The sequence below is a fragment of the Chryseobacterium sp. JUb7 genome (assembly GCF_024806495.1).
Classification (GTDB): domain Bacteria; phylum Bacteroidota; class Bacteroidia; order Flavobacteriales; family Weeksellaceae; genus Chryseobacterium.
Genome location: NZ_JANUFF010000001.1, coordinates 696,761 through 718,924 on the forward strand (window position 1 = coordinate 696,761; position 22,164 = coordinate 718,924).

Annotated in this window: 16 protein-coding genes; 3 read left to right on the plus strand and 13 right to left on the minus strand. The window is 36.2% G+C overall.

The features are described 5' to 3' along the window. Positions 1-120: 120 nt before the first annotated feature. Positions 121-537: a hypothetical protein gene (locus M2373_RS03235; protein ID WP_259107404.1), complete on the plus strand. Its 417-nt coding sequence runs from the start codon at positions 121-123 to the stop codon at positions 535-537. A gap of 325 nt (positions 538-862) precedes the next feature. Continuing rightward, positions 863-1,969: a polysaccharide lyase family 1 protein gene (locus M2373_RS03240; protein WP_259107405.1), complete on the plus strand. Its 1,107-nt coding sequence runs from the start codon at positions 863-865 to the stop codon at positions 1,967-1,969. A 66-nt stretch (positions 1,970-2,035) separates the two neighbouring features. On the opposite strand, the gene M2373_RS03245 is transcribed toward M2373_RS03240, so the two are convergent. The 3 genes from M2373_RS03245 to M2373_RS03255 all read right to left on the minus strand — a co-directional run bounded on the left by M2373_RS03245 (position 2,036) and on the right by M2373_RS03255 (position 4,748). Continuing rightward, positions 2,036-2,641, minus strand: a complete 606-nt coding sequence (locus tag M2373_RS03245; protein ID WP_259107406.1) for a hypothetical protein — start codon at positions 2,639-2,641, stop codon at positions 2,036-2,038. A gap of 198 nt (positions 2,642-2,839) precedes the next feature. After that, a complete protein-coding gene (locus M2373_RS03250) occupies positions 2,840-3,640 on the minus strand; it encodes a Cof-type HAD-IIB family hydrolase (RefSeq protein ID WP_259107408.1) in 801 nt (266 codons plus the stop codon). 235 nt (positions 3,641-3,875) lie between these two features. Next, positions 3,876-4,748 carry an AraC family transcriptional regulator gene (locus M2373_RS03255; protein WP_259107410.1) on the minus strand — a complete coding sequence of 291 codons (873 nt, stop codon included), beginning with the start codon at positions 4,746-4,748 and terminating at the stop codon, positions 3,876-3,878. A 144-nt stretch (positions 4,749-4,892) separates the two neighbouring features. Between M2373_RS03255 and M2373_RS03260 the strand changes: the two genes are divergently transcribed. Further along, entirely contained in the window at positions 4,893-5,489 is a 597-nt protein-coding gene (locus M2373_RS03260) for a hypothetical protein (RefSeq protein WP_259107412.1), read from the plus strand. A gap of 114 nt (positions 5,490-5,603) precedes the next feature. On the opposite strand, the gene M2373_RS03265 is transcribed toward M2373_RS03260, so the two are convergent. The 10 genes from M2373_RS03265 to M2373_RS03310 all read right to left on the minus strand — a co-directional run bounded on the left by M2373_RS03265 (position 5,604) and on the right by M2373_RS03310 (position 22,123). After that, a complete protein-coding gene (locus M2373_RS03265) occupies positions 5,604-7,640 on the minus strand; it encodes an alpha-glucuronidase (RefSeq protein WP_259107414.1) in 2,037 nt (678 codons plus the stop codon). Positions 7,641-7,730: 90 nt separating this feature from the next. Next, complete coding sequence (locus M2373_RS03270) at positions 7,731-8,696, minus strand: glycoside hydrolase family 43 protein (RefSeq protein WP_259107416.1); 966 nt, start codon at positions 8,694-8,696, stop codon at positions 7,731-7,733. Between the two features lie 36 nt (positions 8,697-8,732). Then, a complete protein-coding gene (locus M2373_RS03275) occupies positions 8,733-9,848 on the minus strand; it encodes an endo-1,4-beta-xylanase (protein WP_259107418.1) in 1,116 nt (371 codons plus the stop codon). A gap of 52 nt (positions 9,849-9,900) precedes the next feature. After that, positions 9,901-11,343, minus strand: coding sequence for an MFS transporter (locus M2373_RS03280; RefSeq protein WP_259107419.1), 1,443 nt, complete (start codon positions 11,341-11,343; stop codon positions 9,901-9,903). Positions 11,344-11,441: 98 nt separating this feature from the next. After that, on the minus strand, positions 11,442-13,355 hold the full coding sequence (locus tag M2373_RS03285) for a sialate O-acetylesterase (protein WP_259107421.1): 1,914 nt from the start codon (positions 13,353-13,355) through the stop codon (positions 11,442-11,444). Positions 13,356-13,435: 80 nt separating this feature from the next. Beyond that, positions 13,436-15,145 (minus strand): DUF5597 domain-containing protein, encoded by a 1,710-nt coding sequence (locus M2373_RS03290; RefSeq protein ID WP_259107423.1) that lies wholly within the window; start codon positions 15,143-15,145, stop codon positions 13,436-13,438. 488 nt (positions 15,146-15,633) lie between these two features. Beyond that, complete coding sequence (locus M2373_RS03295; RefSeq protein WP_259107427.1) at positions 15,634-16,686, minus strand: aldose epimerase family protein; 1,053 nt, start codon at positions 16,684-16,686, stop codon at positions 15,634-15,636. A 193-nt stretch (positions 16,687-16,879) separates the two neighbouring features. Continuing rightward, entirely contained in the window at positions 16,880-19,408 is a 2,529-nt protein-coding gene (locus M2373_RS03300; RefSeq protein ID WP_259107429.1) for a glycosyl hydrolase 115 family protein, read from the minus strand. Between the two features lie 27 nt (positions 19,409-19,435). Then, on the minus strand, positions 19,436-21,127 hold the full coding sequence (locus tag M2373_RS03305; protein ID WP_259107430.1) for a glycoside hydrolase family 43 protein: 1,692 nt from the start codon (positions 21,125-21,127) through the stop codon (positions 19,436-19,438). 180 nt (positions 21,128-21,307) lie between these two features. After that, on the minus strand, positions 21,308-22,123 hold the full coding sequence (locus M2373_RS03310; RefSeq protein ID WP_259107431.1) for an SDR family oxidoreductase: 816 nt from the start codon (positions 22,121-22,123) through the stop codon (positions 21,308-21,310). Positions 22,124-22,164 lie beyond the last annotated feature (41 nt).

Sequence of the window (22,164 nt, forward strand, 5' to 3'; positions counted from 1 at the left end):
ATTAAAAAAATTAACACAATAATTAACATAACATTAAAAATATATCATACGTAAGGCATAGTATTTGCAACTGTTCTTTTACCAATCACTCTTACAATAATAACCTTAACACAAAATATTATGAACGTTGCCGATCTAAAAATTAAAAATTTAGTGGAATATAAAAATCAGATCTTTACCATCTCTGAAATATTCCAGAATAATGAAAAAGATTATTTTGTTAAAATTGAAAATGACATTCACAGTATTTCTGTGCCTGCAGAAGCTATCAGACCTATACAGATAACCGAAGAATGGCTTGAAAAATTCGGATTTTCAAGAACGTATAGTTCAGAACAGAGAATTCGTTATGAAAGACCGGAAACTTTTATCAAATATGATATTGATCTGAGCTCAAGAAAAATTGTTGAGGGATTAAAAATTTACGGAAATTCTATAAAGTGTAAATACATTCATGAATTTCAGAACATTTTTTCATGTTTGTTTGGTAAAGAACCGTCACCCGTCAATTATGGGTTGATAAAGACCGAATCTTAACTATAATATATTACTACAAAACGGCTGTCAGAAAATGACAGCCGTTTTTTGTTTATACACACGCCTTAGAATTTTATAAAACAATCTGAATATTTTGTAATTAATAATTGAAAAAATAATTTAAATAAAAATGAATTCAACACTGAGCAATCGGTTGAATTGTTAAATAATTCAATAAAATTTAAATTAAATTAAAAAATAATTAATACATTCGCTTATTAATTTTAATAAACACAATTCATTAAAATTGTATAATACTTAATTTTTAAAAAGAAAATCATGTAATATTTAGTTTATCTCACCAATTAACAAATTAATTCAAACTATGAAAATTAACATTAAAATGATGCTATCTACAGTAGCATTCAGCGCAGCATTTGTCTTATCAGGATGTAGCTCTGACGATTTAAAAACCGAAATTGCCGAAACATCCAGCGAATTAAACAATGAAGTTTCCGGAGATATTATTCCTCTAGCTAACTGTCTCGCACCAGGATGGGCATCTCAAAACGGCGGAACAACAGGAGGCGGAACGGCAGCAGAAACCACAGTCTCAACCTATGCCCAACTGAAAGCCGCTCTTGAAAACACTGCTGTAAAAGTTATTAAAGTAACCGGAACCATCACGATCACTACCCGACTGAATTTACAGGATCAAACTGGAAAAACCCTTTACGGTGCAAGCGGTGCTAAACTGGTATCTACAGATCAGACCGCAAGCGGATCAGGGATTATCAATATCAAAAGATGTAATAATATCATTATCAGAAATCTGATTTTTGAAGGCCCGGGAGCTTATGACACGGATGGCTGGGATAATGCTATTCTCGATGACTGCCGAAACGTATGGATCGACCATTGTGAATTCAGAGACGGAGTTGACGGAAATTTCGATATTAAAAATAAATCCGACTTTGTGACTGTTTCCTACACCAAATTCCACTATTTAAAAACGCCAAAACCTGGAGGATCAGGTGGGACAGATGACCACAGATTCTCGAATCTTATCGGCTCAAGTGACGGAGCCACTGTTGATGCAGGAAAATTAAATGTAACTTTTGTTCGTTGCTGGTGGGCACCAGGATGCAGAGAGCGTATGCCAAGGGTAAGATTTGGAAAAATTCATATTATTAACAGCTATTTTAACAGCTCTGTGAGCAATAAATGCATTGCTGCAGGAGTTCAGGCCAATATTCTTGTTGACAGAAATGTTTTTGAAAACGTAAAAGAACCGATAAACTTAATGAGTGGCTATACTGCCGTTACCGTTAGTGGAAACAGTTTCGTCAATACCACCGGAAATATTACAGGAAGCGGAACAGCTTTCACTCCACCCTATTCTATTCCTGCATTATCAGTCTCTTCTGTAAAAGCTGATGTTACAGCAAATGCAGGGGCAACTCTGGGAGGAAATATCTGTAATACATTATAATATTTAGGTATTCTTAGATATTGCATGATTAATTTCGGGCGAGACGTGGTCTCGCCCGAAATTTTATTATTTATTTTGTTCAACAATAAGCTGATAAAAACATGAGCTATCATCCTTAAGTTCTTTTACATCCATTATAATATTTACATCAAGACCCATGGCATCACAAGTCCCCTGTATGAAAGGTTTAAGAACAGGCCATTCCAGCTGATCGGCAATCTGTAATCTATACGCGATCCTGTGATACCGGTCAATACCTTTTATCAGAACTTCCGCTTTTTTATCACTTAGCTCAACAAATTCAAAACTATATTCGGGACTGGATGTAAAAATTGTCCCTACAAGTATTTTTGCTAAAGATGAAATACTTTGTGGCAAATTAGGATACTGAGCTTTGTTTCTCATCACAATTTTCGTTCCCAGATCATGCATAAAAGCATCAGAAAGCTTAGTAATTGCATCATCTCCATAAAGAACACCTGCCTGTTTGAGCATACCGCCGTAAAATAATCCTGTTATTTCCGACAGACGACCGACAAGTTCAGGAAAGGTGGCCGGGAAAAAAGCTGAAATAATCTGTTCCTGATTCATTTCAGGAAGATATACATCGTTTTTTCTTAAATCTGAAAGTGCAGTGTAAGTTTCAGGTAATAGTTTTTCTGTAGTGTTCATAATATCGAATGTTAAAAGTTTTCAGAATAATTTTTAATTCACGAATAAATGAATTTAGATGAAATTTACTGAAAATTTAAATACAAATCATTAAAAATAAACTAATTACAGCATAGCAACTCCAAAAAACATAATGGCCTAAAAAAGAAAAAAGCCTTTAAAGATTGAACTTTAAAGGCTTTTTAACTTTTATAATTATCATTTAATATTTAAATAATCTTTAATAATTTTCAGCACGCCGAAATTATCATTTGTACAGGCTTCAAAACTGGCCGCTTTTTTTACTGAAGGGTGCGCATTTTTCATGGCATAGGAATATTTTGAATTTTCAAGCATCTCAATATCATTCATATAATCTCCGAAAGCCATGGTTTGCTGAGGCGAGATGTTCAAAGCCTTCTGTAATTTTTCCAGGGCATTGCCTTTATTGATATTTTTGTTCATAATATCCAGCCAATATTGCCCGGAAATTACAATTTCTAGCCCATATTTTTCAAATTCTTTTAACACCGGATATACATTTTTTTCAGACCCTTCAGGATGATAAACTGCAATTTTGAAAATACTGTCATCAACTCCCAGTGTAAGATCTTCACGTCTTTCATTATCAGTATAAAACTGTGAAATATAATCGATAAAATCCTGATTTTCTGTTTCTACGTAAGCTTTCTTTTTTCCAGACAAAACAGCGGTAGCTCCAGGAATGTTTCGTACAGCGCTGATGATCTCAGCCATATGATTCTCCTCCAGCTTATCTGCAAACAATTCTTCGTTTTTATAAATCACATAGCCTCCGTTTTCAGCGATAAAAGCCATTTCGTTTTCTATTTCGCCAAAATACTTTGTGATCCCCAGCATCTGTCTTCCACTTGCAGGCACGAATAAAATATTTCTTCTTTTCAGTTCTTCATAAATTTCAGGAAATTCCGGACTTACTTCGTGTGAAGAGTTCAGGAAAGTTCCGTCCATATCGGTAACAATTAATTTAATATCTTCCATATACTGTTGTAAAAATAAATCTATCAGGAGATTTCAGGTATAAAACTACTGAATTCATTTTTAAAATTTTAGTTTATAATTGGTTTTATTCTTTTTTTATGACAAGCTTTTGCGTTAATCCCGAGGTGAAAATTATATTTACCATACTATTTTTAAGACGTCAAAATTTCATTTATGATAAGGGGTTTACCACGTACAACTGAGTCATCTTTTTGAAAACTTTATTCTTTTAACTCTATTCCATAAAATAATTAAACTCTTTTCTGTATTGTGAAGGGCTTTTCTGAATATATTCTTTAAATGTTTTATTAAAGTAGCTGAAATTATTAAAGCCTGATTCAAAGCAGACTTCCGTAATACTCAACGGCTTTTCCGCCAACAGTTTTAATGAGTGGGTAATCCTGTATTCATTAACAAACTGTGTAAAAGTTTTGTTGGTGATTTTTTTAAAATAGCGACAGAAAGACGGCACTTTCATATTCGCCAGCCCAGCAATTTCTTCCAATGTAATCTGTTCTTTAAAATGATCTTTTACATAGTTGAAAATAACATTAATCCTTTCATTATCTTCAACTTGTGTCTGAAGGTAGTATTTCCCTGCATTCAAAATTCTGTAATCCTGAGTGGAAGCTAATGTTTCTAATATTTCCAGAAACTTTACAAGCCTCTCCAAAGATGAAGATTCATGCATTTCCACAATCTTTTTTCCGACGGTTTTCTTTACATTTTCACCAAACACAATTCCTGCTTTTGATCTTTCAAGCAGATGGGCAATTTTGTGCATTTCAGGTAATTCCCAAATAAAATCCCCTAAGAAATCAGGTTTAAACTGAATCACCATTTCATAATCATTATTTGTATTTTCATTGGTCATTCCGCAATGTGGAAGGTTGCTTCCCATTAAGACGAGATCTCCCTCTGTAAAATACGAAATATTACTTCCGATCTGCCTTTTTCCAGAACCTCCGCAAACAAATATCAATTCAACCTCAGGATGATAATGCCATACATGGGATTTAATATTTTCATTCCGAAAAAACATGAGACTTGTGAAGCTGCTTCCGATATTGGGCTTCACCGCTTCAAAGGCAGGATTTGAATGCTTCATTTTACAAAAATTATTTCATGTACAAAATTAACAATTAATATTAAATAAAATAATTTAAAGGTTAATATAGCACATAAATATGAAAATTGTATTATAGATTAAGTCCATATCCTGCTATACATTTGCAGTATAAAACTTATTATTATGAATGCATTATTAAAATCTGCTTTTCTTATAGGGTTCTTATTTACATCATCTAGTCTGATGAGTAAAGACCGAGATTTTTCTCTTTCCTTTAAGACAACGAAAGCAAAAACCATAAGTTTTGAAGTTCTGAATGCACAAAATATTTCTTTGGTCATCTACAACGATACTTACGGAGAACTGTTTTCTGAAAAACTGGAGAAAGAGAATAATGTAACCAAATCATATGACCTTAAAGACCTGAATTCGGGAACTTATTATCTGGTTGCAGAATCTAATCAGAAAATTGAAAAATATAAAATAAATATAAGCAATACCAATACTTTAGAGATTGAAAAAACTCCATTTTCAGAAATTTATAAGCCTGAATACACCATTTCAGGAAACAAGGCAAAACTTCATCTTTCAGGACTGAAAAACAGCGCAACTATTTCTGTATCCGACTTTTCAGGAAATGTCTATTACAATGCAACTAAAAACGCAAAGGATGGAGAGCTTGAGATGACTTTCGATCTTAATCCAAAAACATCTGACAGATATGTGATCAGTGTTGAGGAAATGGGAAATGTTTTTAACAAAATAGTTACTCTTAACTAAAACTAAGAGATTCATATATTTCCGTATTTATATCGGAACTAAAATTTTACGTACAGTTAGCATTGGGGCAACTCTTCTTTTTTAAATCACGAAGAACGAGTTGCCTCAATTTTTTTAATTATGATGCTTAAGATCAAGTTTAATTTTTTTCAGATCATCCAATTCATGAACAGGTCGTTCAATCTCATAAGGAATCGGCATTTTTGAAAATGTCTGGAAGTACAACAGACATGCATCTTTCCACCAAACAGCATCTTTTGACTGAACTTTGAGTTTTGACTGAATCTGTCTGAATCTTTCAGCGTCTACATACGGTTCCATTTTATCCCATGTTTTCTGATATGCGCGAACATTTTTTACGCCTGAATCATATTTAAAACTTATTTCTTCCCATAAGGTCTTGCCATCTTTCATTTTATAAGTCCAGGGTACATGGTGAAACCAAAGAAGAAGATTTTCCGGGCAGGTTTCTATATTTCCAAAAATAGCATTTAATGGCGGAAAATATTGTGAAACGGCATTACTTCCTGTTTCCGTCCTGTCAAAACCCAGTCCGTTTTCATCCGCTTTGTGATAATAAACCGGCATCCAGTCCGGTCTTCCGCCGGGAATATCTCCCCAGGGTTCCGGTCCGTAATGATGATCGAATGCAAAAATATGATGTAAGCCCAGCGGCATCATATAATCAACGGTTGTTTCGCGTGACGAAAGCATCATATCTTTCACTGGATTTACAAATTCCTGCTGATTGGTAAAAGTCATTTTAATCCATTCATCAGCAATTTTTTCTGAGCTTAATTCATGGTTCCACGCTAATCTTCCGAAAGCATACCAATTAGCCTGAGCGAAGATATTTCCGGTCCAGTTGGTATCTTCACCAATATTGGCAACACCAGCAATGGCCGTTATTTTAGTATTCCGTAAACTTCCGTCTGTAATTTTAGCTACTGTTGAACCTTTTCCATCAGCGTAAGTATCACTCTCCAGTGTTTCTTTAAACAAAGGTGCTAAAAAAACCAAGTGGTTTGAAAATCCCAAATATTCCTGTGTGATCTGAAACTCTGCCATTTCTGAAGTCTTTTTCAACGCTCCAAATAAAGGATTAAAGGGCTCACGAGGCTGAAAATCAATAGGTCCGTTTTTAATCTGAACAATCACATTATCTCTGAATTTTCCGTCTAACGGAAGAAACTCCAGGTAAGCCTGTTTTGCCCTGTCTTCTTTGCTAGGACTGTAGACAAATGCTCTCCACATTACTATTCCTCCAAAAGGTTTAAGAACATCGGCCATCATATTGGCGCCATCAGCATGAGTTCTTCCGTAATCCTGTGGTCCGGGCTGTCCTTCCGAATTGGCTTTCACTAAAAACCCTCCGAAATCAGGGATTAATTTATAAATTTCTGCAGCCTTATCTTTCCACCACTTGTGGACCTCTTTATTCAATGGATCTGAATTTTCAAGACCACCCAGTACTTTTGGAGAAGAAAAATTAACCGAAAGATAGACTCTGATCCCATATGGTCGGAATATATCTGCCAATACTTTTACCTTTTGAAGATAATCTGTCCGAAGCATATTCGGGGAAGCATTCACATTATTAAACACCACAGAATTGATCCCGATTGATGCATTTGCTCTCGCATATTCTTCATACCTGGGGGAAAGTTTATTGGGTAAATCATCCCATTTCCAAAGCGATTTTCCGGCATATCCTCTTTCCACACTTCCATCAAGGTTATCCCAATGATTGAGAATTCTTACGTCATAAGAGGGCTTTTCTGTTATGTTCAAATGGCTAATATCAGATTTAGTTTGCTGAAGCCTCAATATATGGTACACGCCATACAATAATCCGGTTTGTTTTCCGGCGGAGATTACAATCTTTTCAGGGGTTGAATAGATTCTATAGCCATCTTTCAGATAGTGCAATGATTTTTCCGTGCGAAGTTCTACTATCTGACCCTGCCAGTAAGTTGTTAATTCCTTTTTAGCAATATCGAGCGTCAGGTTTTTACCCTTCGAAATGATTTTAGCAGCTGAAATTCCGTTTTGGGAATCGGGAAATCGAAGCCAGAGCTTGCTTCCGTCTTCTGCGAAGAGAATTAATGGAAATAAAAGAAAAATTAATAAATAGGTTCGGAGGTTTCGCATTTGAAATGGTTTTATCTACGTTTATTTGCTCCATAGGTTTTAACTATGGCTATTGATATTGAACCCTTCGGGTTCTGTGGAATTGATAAATTATTCTAAACCTTCAATTGTTTTGAAAGTTCCGTCTTCATTGTACTCCAATTCAACAACTTTCATGCTTCGAAGCCAAGTTCTTCCACCACTCGGAACAGAATCATGGAAAAACAGATACCACTTTCCTCTAAACTCGACGATACTGTGATGGGTTGTCCAGCCAACAACGGGAGTCAGAATCACCCCCTGATAGGTAAACGGACCATAAGGGTTATCACCAATGGCATAACATAAAAGATGGGTATCTCCTGTTGAATAGGAAAAATAATATTTCCCATTGTATTTGTGCATCCAGGAAGCCTCAAAAAAACGATGCTCATCTCCGTGAAGCAAAGGATTTCCGTTTTTATCAAGAATTAAAACATCTTTCGGTTCCTCAGCAAATTCCAGCATATCATCACTTAGAAGAGCAACTTTTGAAGGAATAGCAGGCTCATTATTTTCAGGAATTACGGCAGATTCCAGAGCTTTGTTATTTCTGTACCGCTGTAACTGTCCGCCCCAGATTCCTCCGAAATACATATAATATTTTCCCTCTTCCTCAAAAATACAGGGGTCAATACTGTAGCTTCCCATCATCGGATGCTTTTCAGGAATGAAAGGACCATACGGTTTATCACTCACTGCCACCCCGATTCTGAAAATATCATTTTTATCTTTTAAAGGAAAATACATATAATATTTACCGTCTTTATGGGCTACATCACAATCCCAAAGCTGTCTTCCCGACCATAAAATGTCTTGTACAGAAAGCACAACTCCATGATCTGTAATTTCTCCATTTTCAATATTATCTATAGAAAAAACATGATAATCATTCATATCAAAGTGATCGCCGTTATCATTTTCTTCAATTCCGCTTTCTCGGTCGTGAGAGGGATAAATATATAATTTGTCTTCAAAAACATGAACAGACGGATCTGCCATGAAGTCTTTTGGAAATAGATATTTTGATTTGTTCATTATTTATAGTAGAATTAGATTTTAGATATTAGATTTTCACCTGCCTTCTTCAGCAAGCCTAATAAGTTTACCGACGATTGGTTTTGATTTATATTGACGGTCAAAAAGCAGTGGATAATCTGTTCGTCCTTTGATCGGAAAATCATTTTTCCAGGACAGATTATCGCTTACTCCCCACAATGTCACTCTCCGTATATTTTTTTTATGTTTTAAAAATAATTTAAAAAAATCTTCATAACGATTTTCCCACTGGATCTGAACATCTTTTGGAAGTCCGTTTCTGTATGGATTCATTTTTTCATCATATTGTACTTTATCCGAAATATTAGCAGAAGTTCCCCAAGGTGAAGGGAGTGCACTGATATCCAATTCTGTAATATTTACTTTCACTCCGGCTTTCGCATAGTCAAGAATCGCTTTTTCATACTCCCCAATAGAAGGGGAATCCATCCCAATATGCGCCTGCATTCCTACAGCATCGATACGGATTCCTTTTGCTTTTAAATTTTTCACCAGCTGAGTCACTGTTTTCACTTTCCCCGGATGCCATTCATTATAATCATTGTAATATAATTCGGCATTTGGATCAGCTTCCTGAGCATACTGAAAGGCTAAAGGAATAAACTCTTCACCCAAAATTTCGTAAAACTTAGATTTTCGGTAAGATCCATCTTCGAGGATCGCTTCATTCACCACATCCCAACCTTTTACTCTTCCTTTATATCTTGAAACAATGGTTGTGATATGATCTTTCATTCTTTGTTTTAAGACTTTAGAAGAAACATTATTTCCGTTTTTATCGGTGAAAAACCAATCCGGAGCCTGAGAATGCCAGATCAGCGTATGTCCGATAATGAACATTTTATTTTTGTCTCCAAATTCAACGAACTGATCAGCGTCATCAAAGAAAAACTGTCCTTCCTTAGGCTGCAGATACATACTTTTCATACAGTTTTCAGCAACAATCGAGCTGAATTGTTTTTTAATAATGTCTACAGATTTTGTATCTGTTCCGTGAATCTGATCAAGGTTCATCGCTGTTCCGATGTAGAACTTATTCTGAAAAGCCTTTTTTAAGGAATTATCTGATTTTTGAGCATTAAAACCGGTAGCTGCAAAAGTCATTATGCTCCATAACATGATTCGTTTCATTGTATTTATTTTTATCAAACCAGACAGGTTTAGTTTAACATTATTCAACAGATTATTTTCTTCTTTCTGCCAGATCTTTTTCAATCTGCACTTCCATTTTTTTATTGATTTCATAAAAATACAGAAGTCCGCAAGCCACTATAAAAGGAATTGCCGGAAAAATACTTACCAACATTTTAGCACCGACGGCTACCGTTTCAGGCTGAATAACATGCTGCGTTCCTCCAGAAGAAATGTATCCGTATTTTCCGATAATTAATGCCACCAGTGAGCTTCCGATGCTTAAACCAACCTTTAAACCAACCATCATTGCAGAAAAGATAATAGCGGTTGCTCTACGGTTATTTTTCCATTCCGAATAATCGGCTACATCGGCAATCATCGTCCATAAAATCGGGGTACTTATACCGTAGAAAAAACCGTGACAGATTTGGGATAAAAACATCAGACCCACTGATTTCGGAGGGTAAAAAATAAATAAAATGATAAATAGTGTCGAAATAAAAAGCGATGCCGCAAATACATCTCTTTTTCCGTATTGATCGGCAAATCTTTTAGAAAATGTAATTCCGACAATCATCATAATAATCCCCCCGGCATTGAATAGACCAAAGCCTGCAGATTTTGCATCTTCCCCAAAGAAATTCATTCCGACAGAGTCAAAAAATGAAATAATAGGGGCTATAAAGTTTTTCAGGGCTGCTTCATCTACATAATTGTTAAAATAGTAGACATACGAACCTCCTTTCATTGCCAGTGTAATGAAAATCAAAGCCGTAACAGAAAGCATAATAACCCATGGTTTATTTTTAAACAGATCTTTTACATCTTCTTTTAAACTCGATTTTTGTTCAGGTTTAGGAATCACCCTTTCTTTGGTCGTGAAAAATGTGATCAAAAGCATGATGGCTCCGATAATAGCCAGCCAAGTCATTACAATCTCAATTCCGACTGCTTTATCACCGTTTCCGACAGACAGAATAATCGGTAGCATAAAAACCTGTACAAAAAACTGTGAAAACATCACCGCCACAAAACGATACGAAGAAATACTGTTTCTTTCTCCCATATCTCCTGTAATAACACCACTCAATGCTGAATAGGGTAAATTATTTGAAGCATACAGCAACAATAATAACGAATAGGTAACTGCTGCATAAATCACTTTTCCTTTATATGAAAAATCAGGGGTACTGAAAGCCAGTAAAGCTGCAATTCCCAACGGAACGGCAGTAAATAAAATCCAGGGACGGAACTTCCCCCACTTGGTATGTGTACGGTCTGCTAATGCTCCCAACAATGGATTGAATCCAAAACCGGCAATCAAACCGACAACCAGAGTGATAACCGAAGCATCTTCGGCTTTTAGGCCATAAATATCTGTATAAAAATAGGCCAGATAAGTAACCAGTGTCTGAAATACAAGATTGGCCGCCAAATCTCCGAGGCTGTACCCTATTTTTTCAATAACCGATATTTTTTGAGAATTATTCATAGTTTAGATATTAGATAATAGATATCAGACTGAAAGCAACCTTTTACAATCCAAGGCCTATTTAGTTTTTATATATTTTTTAATTCAATTGATGTCTGCTATTCGGTGGTGAAAGGAGACGCCGGCAAGCCTCTTTTATTTTTAAGATTTGCATCGGGATTGTCTGCCCATGCGTATCGGACAGCAATCGGATTTTTAATTTCATCATTCCACAGGATGATTTTACTATCTTCTATTTTTGCATTTGCCCATTTAAAAACTCCGTCATTTCCTTTGATGGCAAAGCCTTTTAATTCTGAAACTGTTACAAAATCATCTGTTCCTTTTTTAAATGATAAAATAATTCTGTTGCCATCAGTTTTCATGGATTGATACAGGGGACCGTCTGCTATGATACTTTGGTCAAAAAGAACTTTTTGAGCCTGTAGGGACAATCTTTTTCCGACTTCTTTTTTGTTTAAAGGATGAATATCATTCCATTCTCCGATATCAATAGTCACCGCAAGTCCTGTATTGGGTATGGTTTGTGAAACTTTTCTCTGTTGCTCTCTTAATTCGGCCCAGTTACTGTCAACAGGTTCCGTTTTTCGTTCCATAAAATTGGCCAGCTGAACAATAAAGAATGGTAAATCTTTCTGATTCCATTGGGTACGCCAGTCCAGAATCATGGTAGCCAGCAGATCCTGATATTCTTTAGGTTTTGCGGTGTTGCTTTCGCCCTGATACCACAGAACAGCTTTTATCGGATACTGAATCAGAGGATTCAGCATAGCATTGTACAATCCGGTCGGTTTCCATCTGATGAAAGTTTGTCCGGGTGCCGGGCGGTTCATAATCGTCCCCACTTTATATTTCCATTCTCCTTTCAGATCAATTTTTTCTGAACCGATCTGTAAAAAATAATCTTTATCTTTTATAAATTCTCCTTTTCCGCTGCCGTTGATGATTCTTACCGCAATACTATTTTTACCTTCTTTTAAAATCCCAGGCGGAATATCATACCAGCGTGGAGGATATTCGTAAGTAACATTTCCTACTTTCTGACCATTAATATAGGTGACATCAGCATCTTTGATTCTTCCTAAATTCAGAAATGCACTGTTTTTTTCTGAACCTTTTGGAATAAAAATTTCTTTTCTGAACCAAACAGAACCATCAAATGATTTTTCAAGATCTTCCCAAGAGCCGGGAACATTCATTTTCTTCCAGTCAGAATCATTAAAATCAGGTTTTTCCCAATGATTTTTAATACCTGCATCTCCGTTGTCCAATTCTGCATACCATGCATTACTTAAAGCTTTTTCCGAAGACTCGGTCTGAGAAATGAGTTCATTATTTTTCCATTTTTGAGCTTCGGAAAGATATTCGGGATATTTTTTTAATGACGCTGCATTCATCCATGCCTGAATCGGTGAACCTCCCAGACTTGAATGAATAATTCCCACCGGAATTTTATTATACAGATACATTTCTTTAGCAAAAAAATACGCAACCGCAGAAAAATTCTGTATGGTCTGAGGATCTATTTCTTCCCAAGTGCCACCATCTAAATCATTCTGGGCTTCGTTAAAATTATATTTCTGAGGAACCGTAAAGAAGCGGATATTTGTGTTCTTTGCCGATAATAATTCCTGAGGATATACTGTTTTTACCCTCCGCATCGGAAGCTCCATATTGGATTGACCGGAACATAGGTACACATCTCCAATTAAAATATTTTTCAGCGTAATTTCATTGACAGTCATAATATAAGGACCTCCGCTCTTCATTTCAGGCAGAATGATCTGCCAGTTTCCGGAATGATCTGTAACCGCCGTATATTTTTTATTTTGAAACTGAACGTCAACTTTTTCTCCGGCATCAGCCTGACCCCAGATTTTCAGTGCTTGATCACGTTGCAGTACCATCCCGTCTGAAACCAGTTTAGGAAGTCTGATTTTGGCATGAACGAGACCAAAAACGCAAAAAATGACGGCAGAAAATATGATCCTGAAAAATTTTGTTTTATTCATTTTTATCATAAGTTTTGGCTAAAGCCTTCATGAATATTTATTTTTTGTAAACGAGCTACAGCCCTTTACTATTGATAACCTTACTGATATTCATATAATTTTACATGAAGAATTTGGAAATCATCGACGCCGATCCGGACATGCCTGCCCTGATGGGTCTGATCTCCGTTTAACCTTCTTATCGGAATAAATTTTCCGTTTTCATCAATACTGATTTCATCTACCGGACCGATTCCGGCTCTTTTTCCTCCAGCCCAGCTATTCAAAGTCTGTGATTTTCCCCCTTGTGTTGCAAAACCGTCTTCACCTAAATCTTTGACGTGAATTTCTTTTTTCTCATTTTCTTTTTCAAATTCGACAACAATACCGCTTCCTGCGATAATGTATTCATCTTTTGCCAGTCTGAGAATCAATCCTCCGCCTTCCGGCCATGTCGTTCCGTCTTTTGCACGGGAATCCCAGGGAAGCGAAAAAAAATGCTTTGCTGTAATTTTCAGGTCATCGAAGTTGATGATACGTTCTGTATTTTTCTGATCGAAAAGCAAACCTTTGGACTGTCCTTCTCCCTGATATTTTGTGAGCACCGGCATCAGCTGCTTCAATTTTGAATACGCTTCAGAAAGTCTTTTACTCCCTGCCTCCGAATTATTTTCAATGGAAAATGGACTGTATCCGATTGCATCATGTTCCCCAAAAGCATAAAATGCCTGTACTCCATTATTCTGAGTCATTTTAATTTCGGGAACAAACAACGGATTGTTGTGAAGTCTGTATTTTGCAGACCAGCTTGAAAAATCACCATCATACAAATCCGGTGAAAGCATATCGATATTGGGAGCCCCGGCATGCCAGATATCAATCAGATGAGCCAACGGTCCGCCTGCAGGATATTCTCCGGGCTGCCTGTTTCTGCTGTTCATCGCCGCATTGACGTATAAAGGAATATTGTGAATGGAGCGGGCTGTTTTTGCTAACTTTTCTACATACTGGGCATAAGAATAAGCAGTGAATAATTCGTCTGTATACAAATCAGCACCAAAAATTTCCTGCCAGTTTCCTTTGGTCTTAAAACCTTGCTTACTCCATTTTTCAAGTAATAAAGGATGAAGTTCTTTTCTATTTTTAGTTAAAAATTTCACGAGTGTTTCAGGAACCTGAGTATTAAATGCTGCATTAGCTTCCTTTGAATAATCGCGGGCACCTTCCAGCATTCCTATTTCATTTTCGACCTGAACCATCACTACCGTTCCCTGAGTTTTATCAACCGTTGAAATATGCTTCATCAGTTCACCGAAAACTTTATTATCAGCCTTCAGTACATTTTCAGAAAAGGAACTCGCAATTTCCATTGGCTTTCCGGCTTTTGAATAAGCTCTCAGATATTTTTTATAGTCTTTTTTAAACCAAAGCGGAGCATAGCATGTCATCGAATTTTTCCAGGCTCCGAACCATAGGAAGATCACTTTAAGATTGTTCTTTCTGGCCTGCTCAATCGTTTTGTCAATTAAGCTAAAATCAAATTTCCCCTCTTCCGGTTCTATCAAATCCCAGTATGCAGGCACCAAAACCGTATTGAGCTGCATTTGCTGAAGCTTTGGAAAATCTCTTTCTATATCCTGAAAAGATGATGCAGAAGAATTTCCCAATTCGCCTCCTAAAATTAAAAATGGTTTTTTATCTACGACAAGCTGTGTCGCTGTTCCTTTTTTCTGCAGGCGGGGAATCTCCTGAGCCTGAGAAAAAAATGAAAGGAAAATTCCGGAAAGAATCAAAGCTTTATGCATATTCATCGTGAAGGTTATTTATTTTTAACTTAAAAAACTTAATAATAATTCATATTTACCATCTAAATATTTCGTGATTTTTAAAAATAAAAGAAAGTATTTACATATAAAACAGTTTGAGGATACTGAAGATTTTACAGATTCGTTTCAGGAAAAATTCAACATATCTTTTCTTTAAATCAAGACTACCTTATCATAAAAAATAAGATTATAAAACTTCGTCAATACAATCGTTAAATCAAAGGAAATGTATTCATATTGAGTTTCAGATTATTTCAAATAGATGCAAAAAACTGAACCGTGAAAACTTATCATATTTTTAACAATAAGCCTTTTGAAATGTAAAGCTTTCGCAGTAAAAATATCCTGTTTCAACTTTAACATTAATTTAACATTTGATTCATCTTATTTACTTCAGTTTTATATATAAAATCAATATTATCTACTTAAGATTTTCCCCTAAAACGCTCTCTAAAAAGCATTTTCATTTATTATTATTTAGCTGAAAACCTGTAGATTGTTTTTGTTTCGTACTTTTCACCTATTTTTAATACCACCGATGGAAAAGATTTTCGATTGGGAGAATCAGGAAAATGTTGTGTTTCCAGACAAATTCCTGTACGTGGATTATTTTTACCTCCTGTTTTGGTTTCAAATTTCCCATCCAGAAAATTTCCGGTATACCCCTGAATTCCGATCTGATCTGTAATGACTTCCATCTTTCTGCCACTCTCCGGATGATACAGTTCCGCCACCAGCCTCATGCCTTCTCCATTCAAAACCCAGCAATGATCATAGCCTTTTGCGATTTTTAACTGTTCATCTTCTGCATCTATATCTTTACCAATTGTTTTAAAATTTCTAAAATCAAAAGGGGTCCCGGCCACTTCTCTAAAACCTTCCAAAGGGATGGAAGAATCATCAGTTGCGATAAACCGACCGGCATTCATTTGAAGTTCATGATCTGTAATTGACTGTGAAAAATTCCCTGAGAGATTAAAATATGAATGATGAGTCAGGTTAATTACCGTATCTCTGTTTGTTGTAGCTTCATAAATAATTTCCAAAGCATTTTCATCTGTCAGTGTGTAAAAAACAGTTACCATCAATTCTCCGGGGTAGCCTTCTTCACCATCTTTACTTGTGTATGAAAGTTTGAGCGACTGAGTATCTGAGATTATTTCTGCTTCCCATACTTTTGCAAAAAATCCGTTTTCACCGCCATGAAGATGATTTTCACCATTATTTTTATTCAGATTAAAATTTTCCCCATTTAAACTGAACTTTCCATGAGCAATTCTATTAGCAAATCTTCCGATGATGGCCCCAAAAAAATAGGAATTATCATTGAAATAATTTTCAGGATTTGTAAATCCCAATACCACATCTTTATATGCTCCATTTCTGTCAGGAGCTGTTAAAGCCGTTACAATTCCTCCAAAACTGATGATCTCTGCCTGCATTCCGTTTTTGTTGATGAGTGTATATTTCTTTATGATGTCTCCTTCTTTCGTTATTCCAAAATCTGAAATCTGAATATTTTTCATTTTGTATTGGTCTTTTTTAATTTAGCTTGAGTTTGGGATAAAAACCTTCGCAATTCAAGAGTTTTCTGTCATGAAATGAAAAAAAATGTATTAAAAACATTGATCAAATTAAACTTTTCAATATAATTTTTTACAAAATCTACCCGAACTGACATTGTCTTCTCTAGAAACTCAAATTATTGTATATTTTGGTTTAGTTATCAAAATCACTCTCCGGGGCTCCAAGATATGAAGGCTTCAGGCCGCCAGTATCGATCAGGATTTTTTCAAGAACAATTCCCGGATCTAAAACGCGGAAATGCAGAATGTGTCTTCCCGGTTTCGTGATCTTATGTTTTGTCTGTGATTTTATAATGTGCTCTGATTGCCATTGTCCGAGTTCGCCCCGATATGCTCCATTGAAATTAACCATCTGTGGTTTTTCGTCATCAAAAGAAATCTCATAGCGAAGCCCTTTGTTATTGTTAAAATTTAAAGTTGGCGCCAATAGCAGCTGCAGTTCAAACTCACCTGTGGAAGAAAAATCCATTTCATATTCAACATATATATTTTCCTTTTCTTTGGGATATTTATTTTGTGGAAAAGTGGTGATTCCTGACAATGTCTTTCCAAAATCCGGAATCACTTCCCACTGAATATTGTCCGAATTATTTTTGCGTGAAAAATGCTCGGCTTCTATTGAAATGTAACCGTCTTTTTCTTTAAAGACTTTATTTTTTGTCGCCTCATTTTCTGAAATATAAAACACTTCAGGCATTATATTTTTTTCCGGCTGTTGCCAGTTGCTGTATCCAATTCTGGTCTGATCCATCATATGCTGCCATTTTCCACCGGAAATTTCATGATTGTATTTATTCTGTAAAACAGCATCATATTCAAAATTTCTCTTTGCATTATCTGCAAAACCATTGGCTTTTCTGTCTTTTTCAGAAGCAAGCCGGTGATTTTTTGCCACATTAAAATAAAGCTCATACAAATTACTGCAGGCATCAATCGGATAAAGAACCAACTGGAAATAGGCATCTTTATATTCTTCGGGAATCTCGTTGTAGAGCCTGTTCGCATCAAGAGATAAATTTCTGTAATCGTTGACTGCCTTTTCAAATTCATTATAATTTTCAAGACTATAGGTATTCCAATTAAGGGTTTCGGGAGTTACACGACGGTTGTATTTTGCATAGGTATTAATCATTCTTGCAATGTCTTTTGAATATTGAGTTCCAAACTGTTCTTCAGACCAGTTTTCTGTGAATTCCAAAAGATTGTCAGCTTTAAACTTCTTTGGATTCCAAGCCATTTCCATGAAAAAACTGATGGGAAACTCCATTGGTTTCAAATCTCCCACATTCACGACCCAAAGTTTATCTACTTTATGTTCGTAGCTCAGATTCATCTGCTCCCAAACTCTCTGAATCGGACTGATATTAATCCATTTGGAATTCCTCGGTCCGCCTACGTAATCAAAATGATAGTACATTCCGTAACCACCTTTATGCAAGGGCTTCGAAAGGTCCGGAAGCTTTCTGATATTTCCCCAATTATCATCACAGAACAGTAAAATCACATCATCCGGCACACGCATTCCTTCATCATAATAATCCTGAACCTCTTTATACAATGCCCAAACCTGAGGGATTTTATGTGCTTTTTTTCCGGTTACCTTCTCTATAATTTTTCGTTGATCGTGAACAATTTTCTCCAATAACGCAATATTGGTTTTATCTCCCATTGCTTCATCACCATCACCACGCATTCCAACGGTAATCAGTTTTTCCCAGTTTTTGCTGCGTTCCAGTCCTGATTTCCAAAATTGCTGCAGGACTTCTGAATTTTTAGAGTAGTCCCAGATATTTGGCAGATTATTCTTTTTAATGTACCGATGCCAGTCGGTTTGTGCCAAGGCCATCGGCTCATGATGGGAAGTTCCCATAATGATACCCATTTCATCTGCCAGCAGTCCGTTTTCAGGATCATCGTCATAGAAAGCCTTTCCCCACATTGCAGGCCAGATATAATTACCTTTTAACCGGAGAACCAGCTCAAAAACTTTTTCGTAAAATTGGGAATTAATTCCGCCAAAACCAGCTCTTGCCCAGCTTCCCAGTGAAGGTTCTTCATCATTGAGGAAAATTCCGCGGTAGTCTACCGCCGGTTCCCCATCTGTATATATACCTTTTTTAAAATAGAGATTTTCTTTATGAATTACCGGAACATCAGCCCAATAATACCAAGGCGAAACCCCTATCTGCCGTGAGAACTCATAAATTCCATAAATCGTTCCGCGTTTATCACTTCCTGCAATAATGATCACTTCAGAAGCTCCGTTGAAATCTTTTGTATTCTGAATGATAAATTTTTCTTTTTTACCTTTCAGCTCTTTTTCATTTAATTTTTTTTGTTTTATCAACTCATCAATGATCGAATTGGTTCCGATAGTTCCAATCACAATGACCGGAGATTGAGAAGCTGAAATCTGATCTGAAAAACCAGGAAAAACGCCTGTTACTTTCTGAAAATCAGATTTAAGATTATTTACGGCCCTTAAAACGCCTTTATCAATTCCTTTATCTGTAAATAATGAAAACTGAGTAGACTTTTCTTTAATAACAAGCACATCCGTTTTTTTTTCTGTCGTGATAAAAGGCTCTGCCGCTTTTATTTTAATTCCACAGAACAAAAATAAAAGCAGGACAACCAGTGATTTTGATAAAGAATTCATCATGTGAAATTTGTTATTGATTAGAAAAAATTAAGGCTGAATATCATTCGATGATGTAGCATACAAACCAATCAGACTTCCTGTAAATCCTCCTGCCACATCCGTTGACAGAATATCTCCGGAAACTTTTCCGCCCAGATTATGGAAGTTTTTACCATCTACCGAATACCTGAACTGGTAGTTATCTTCTTCGGCCATCACCTGAAGCCGTATGTTTTTTGAAAGTGTGATTTTTTCACTTGAAACCAACGTTGAATTTCCTTTTTCCGTTCTTGCCAATACCAAATAAAAATCTTTCTCTTTTTTTGTCAGTCCGAAAACATAATTTGAATTTTCACTCTGGTAACAGGTGATTCCTGCTAATTCTTTCTCTGACTTTGGCTTAAAATCTAAACTTACCGTTGCTTCAAACGAAGCATGCTGCTGTCTGTGAAATAATGCAGAAACAGGAGCTTTTGCTTTAATATTAGTTGTAAAAGGATTAATTTTCAATCCATTTTTCGTAGAGGAGATAAAATTTTCGCGGGCTCCTCTCATGGCTATCCATCGGAAGTCGAGCTGCGAATTTTTTAAATGATCATTAAACGTGAAATTTCCGTTTGGAAAAAATCCATTTTGACCTGTTTGATTTTTAGCTCCATCCGGCATTTTCAACTTGGGTTTCATAGGAACCAGACCATTTTGAAACACAGGATATGTTCCGCTCCAGTCTACGGGAAGAATAAAGGTTTCCCGACCTGTATTCACTCTGTTTTTCTCATTCGGACGTATCCCCAGAAATACTCCGTAATATTTACCATCAGGAGTTTCGACCAAATCTGCATGGCCAGCCCAATCTACTTTATCTTTTCTGTCTTTCGGAAAGTATCTTTGGGTTAAAATAGGATTATTGGCAGCAGGAACAAACGGACCTTTCGGATGATCACTCATAAAAATAACTTCACTGTGATTTCCTCCGGTTCCACCTTCGGCGCACATCAGAAAATATTTTCCATCTTTTTTATACAGATGCGGGCCTTCGATCCAGATTGGTTTTTGAGTAATATCTACACCACCATTGACAATAATTTTATCCGTTCCGGCAACAACCTGGTCTTTTTCCAAATCGTAGTCCCAAATTTTGATCACGCGATGACCGCTATATTGCTCTGTTCCTTTTGGTGGTGCATCATTATGAACAATATACGCTTTTCCGTTATCATCAAAAAAAATGGAAGGATCAATCCCGTCAAAATTCAGTTTTTGAACCTCACTCCAACCCTTTTCAGGGTCTTTTGTTTTTACGATCATGTTTCCGATACCACTCGCAATCTGAGTGGTAACCATATAAAAAGTATCGTTGTATGGATTATATTTGATATCAGGAGCATAAATCCCTTCAGAAAATCCGGCTTTTTCTACTTTCAGTTGCGACGGACGGTCTAATACATGCCCAATCTGCCTCCAGTTCACCAAATCATTAGAATGAAAAACAGGAACTCCCGGAAACATGGAAAATGAAGAATTCACCAGATAGTAATCATTTCCTTTTCTCGTGATACTCGGATCGGGATAACAGCCCTGAAGAACAGGAGAATAAAATTCGTTTTCTTTAAGAGGATTTTCAACGTATATTTTATCGTTGCCTTTATAAATAAAATCTGAGAAAATTTGTGCTGAACTATTTTCAGATAAAAATAAAACAGCTATTGCAAAAAGAGGTTTTGTAAAAAAAGTTTTCATAGTATTTTATGATTATGGCATGGAAAAATTGAGCTTATATTTAAAATCACTTATTTTTTGTCGTCTTTCATTTTATCAAAACAAGTGGATAGATTTAATTCAAACTAGAAAAAACAAGGTCAAGTCAAACTAATATGAATGACCTTGTTTACTAACTATATAAAACTGATTGTGATTAATTTAAACGCCGCTAAAAGCACTGAAACCTCCATCAATAGGAAGTAAAGCTCCTGTAATGAAGCTTGCCGCGTCCGAACAGAGAAATTGTACGGCTCCATTCAGTTCATCAGCATCTCCAAAACGTCCCATAGGTGTTTTTGCAATGACTTTTTTACTTCTGTCGGTTAAAGAACCGTCAGGATTCAATAAAATGGCGCGGTTTTGATCGCCTATAAAAAATCCGGGAGCAATAGCATTGACACGAATTTTGTCGCCGTACTTCAATGCCAGATCTGAAGCCAGCCATTGGGTAAAATTGGTAATTGCTGATTTGGCTGCAGAATATCCCGCAACTCTTGTAATTGCAGAATAAGCCGCCATTGAAGATATATTGACAATACTTCCACTTCCCTGTTCTGCCATTACTTTTCCGAAAACATAACTCGGATAGACCGTTCCGTTGATGTTCAAATCGGTCACCTCATCCCATCCATCCAGATTCATATCAAAAAAAGACTGCTCGGGAGAAAGAGTCGCCGCAGGAATATTTCCGCCGGCAATATTGAGTAAAATATCAATTCTTCCGTATTTTTCAAGAATCTTTTTTGATGCTGATTCAAGGCTTTCGATATTCATAACATTGGCTTCAACGGCAAATGCATCACCTCCTGATCCTGTTAATTCTTTAACACGATTATCCAATGTTTCCTGATTCCGTCCCAAAGCAACTACTTTTGCTCCGGCTTCGATGAAGCTCCTGGCAAGGGTTTCTCCTAGAACTCCTGAAGCTCCTGTAATGACGGCTACTTTATCTTTTATGCTGAATATTTCGTTCATTGTATTTTGGTTGATGCTTAAATGTTAATGGATAATTGTTG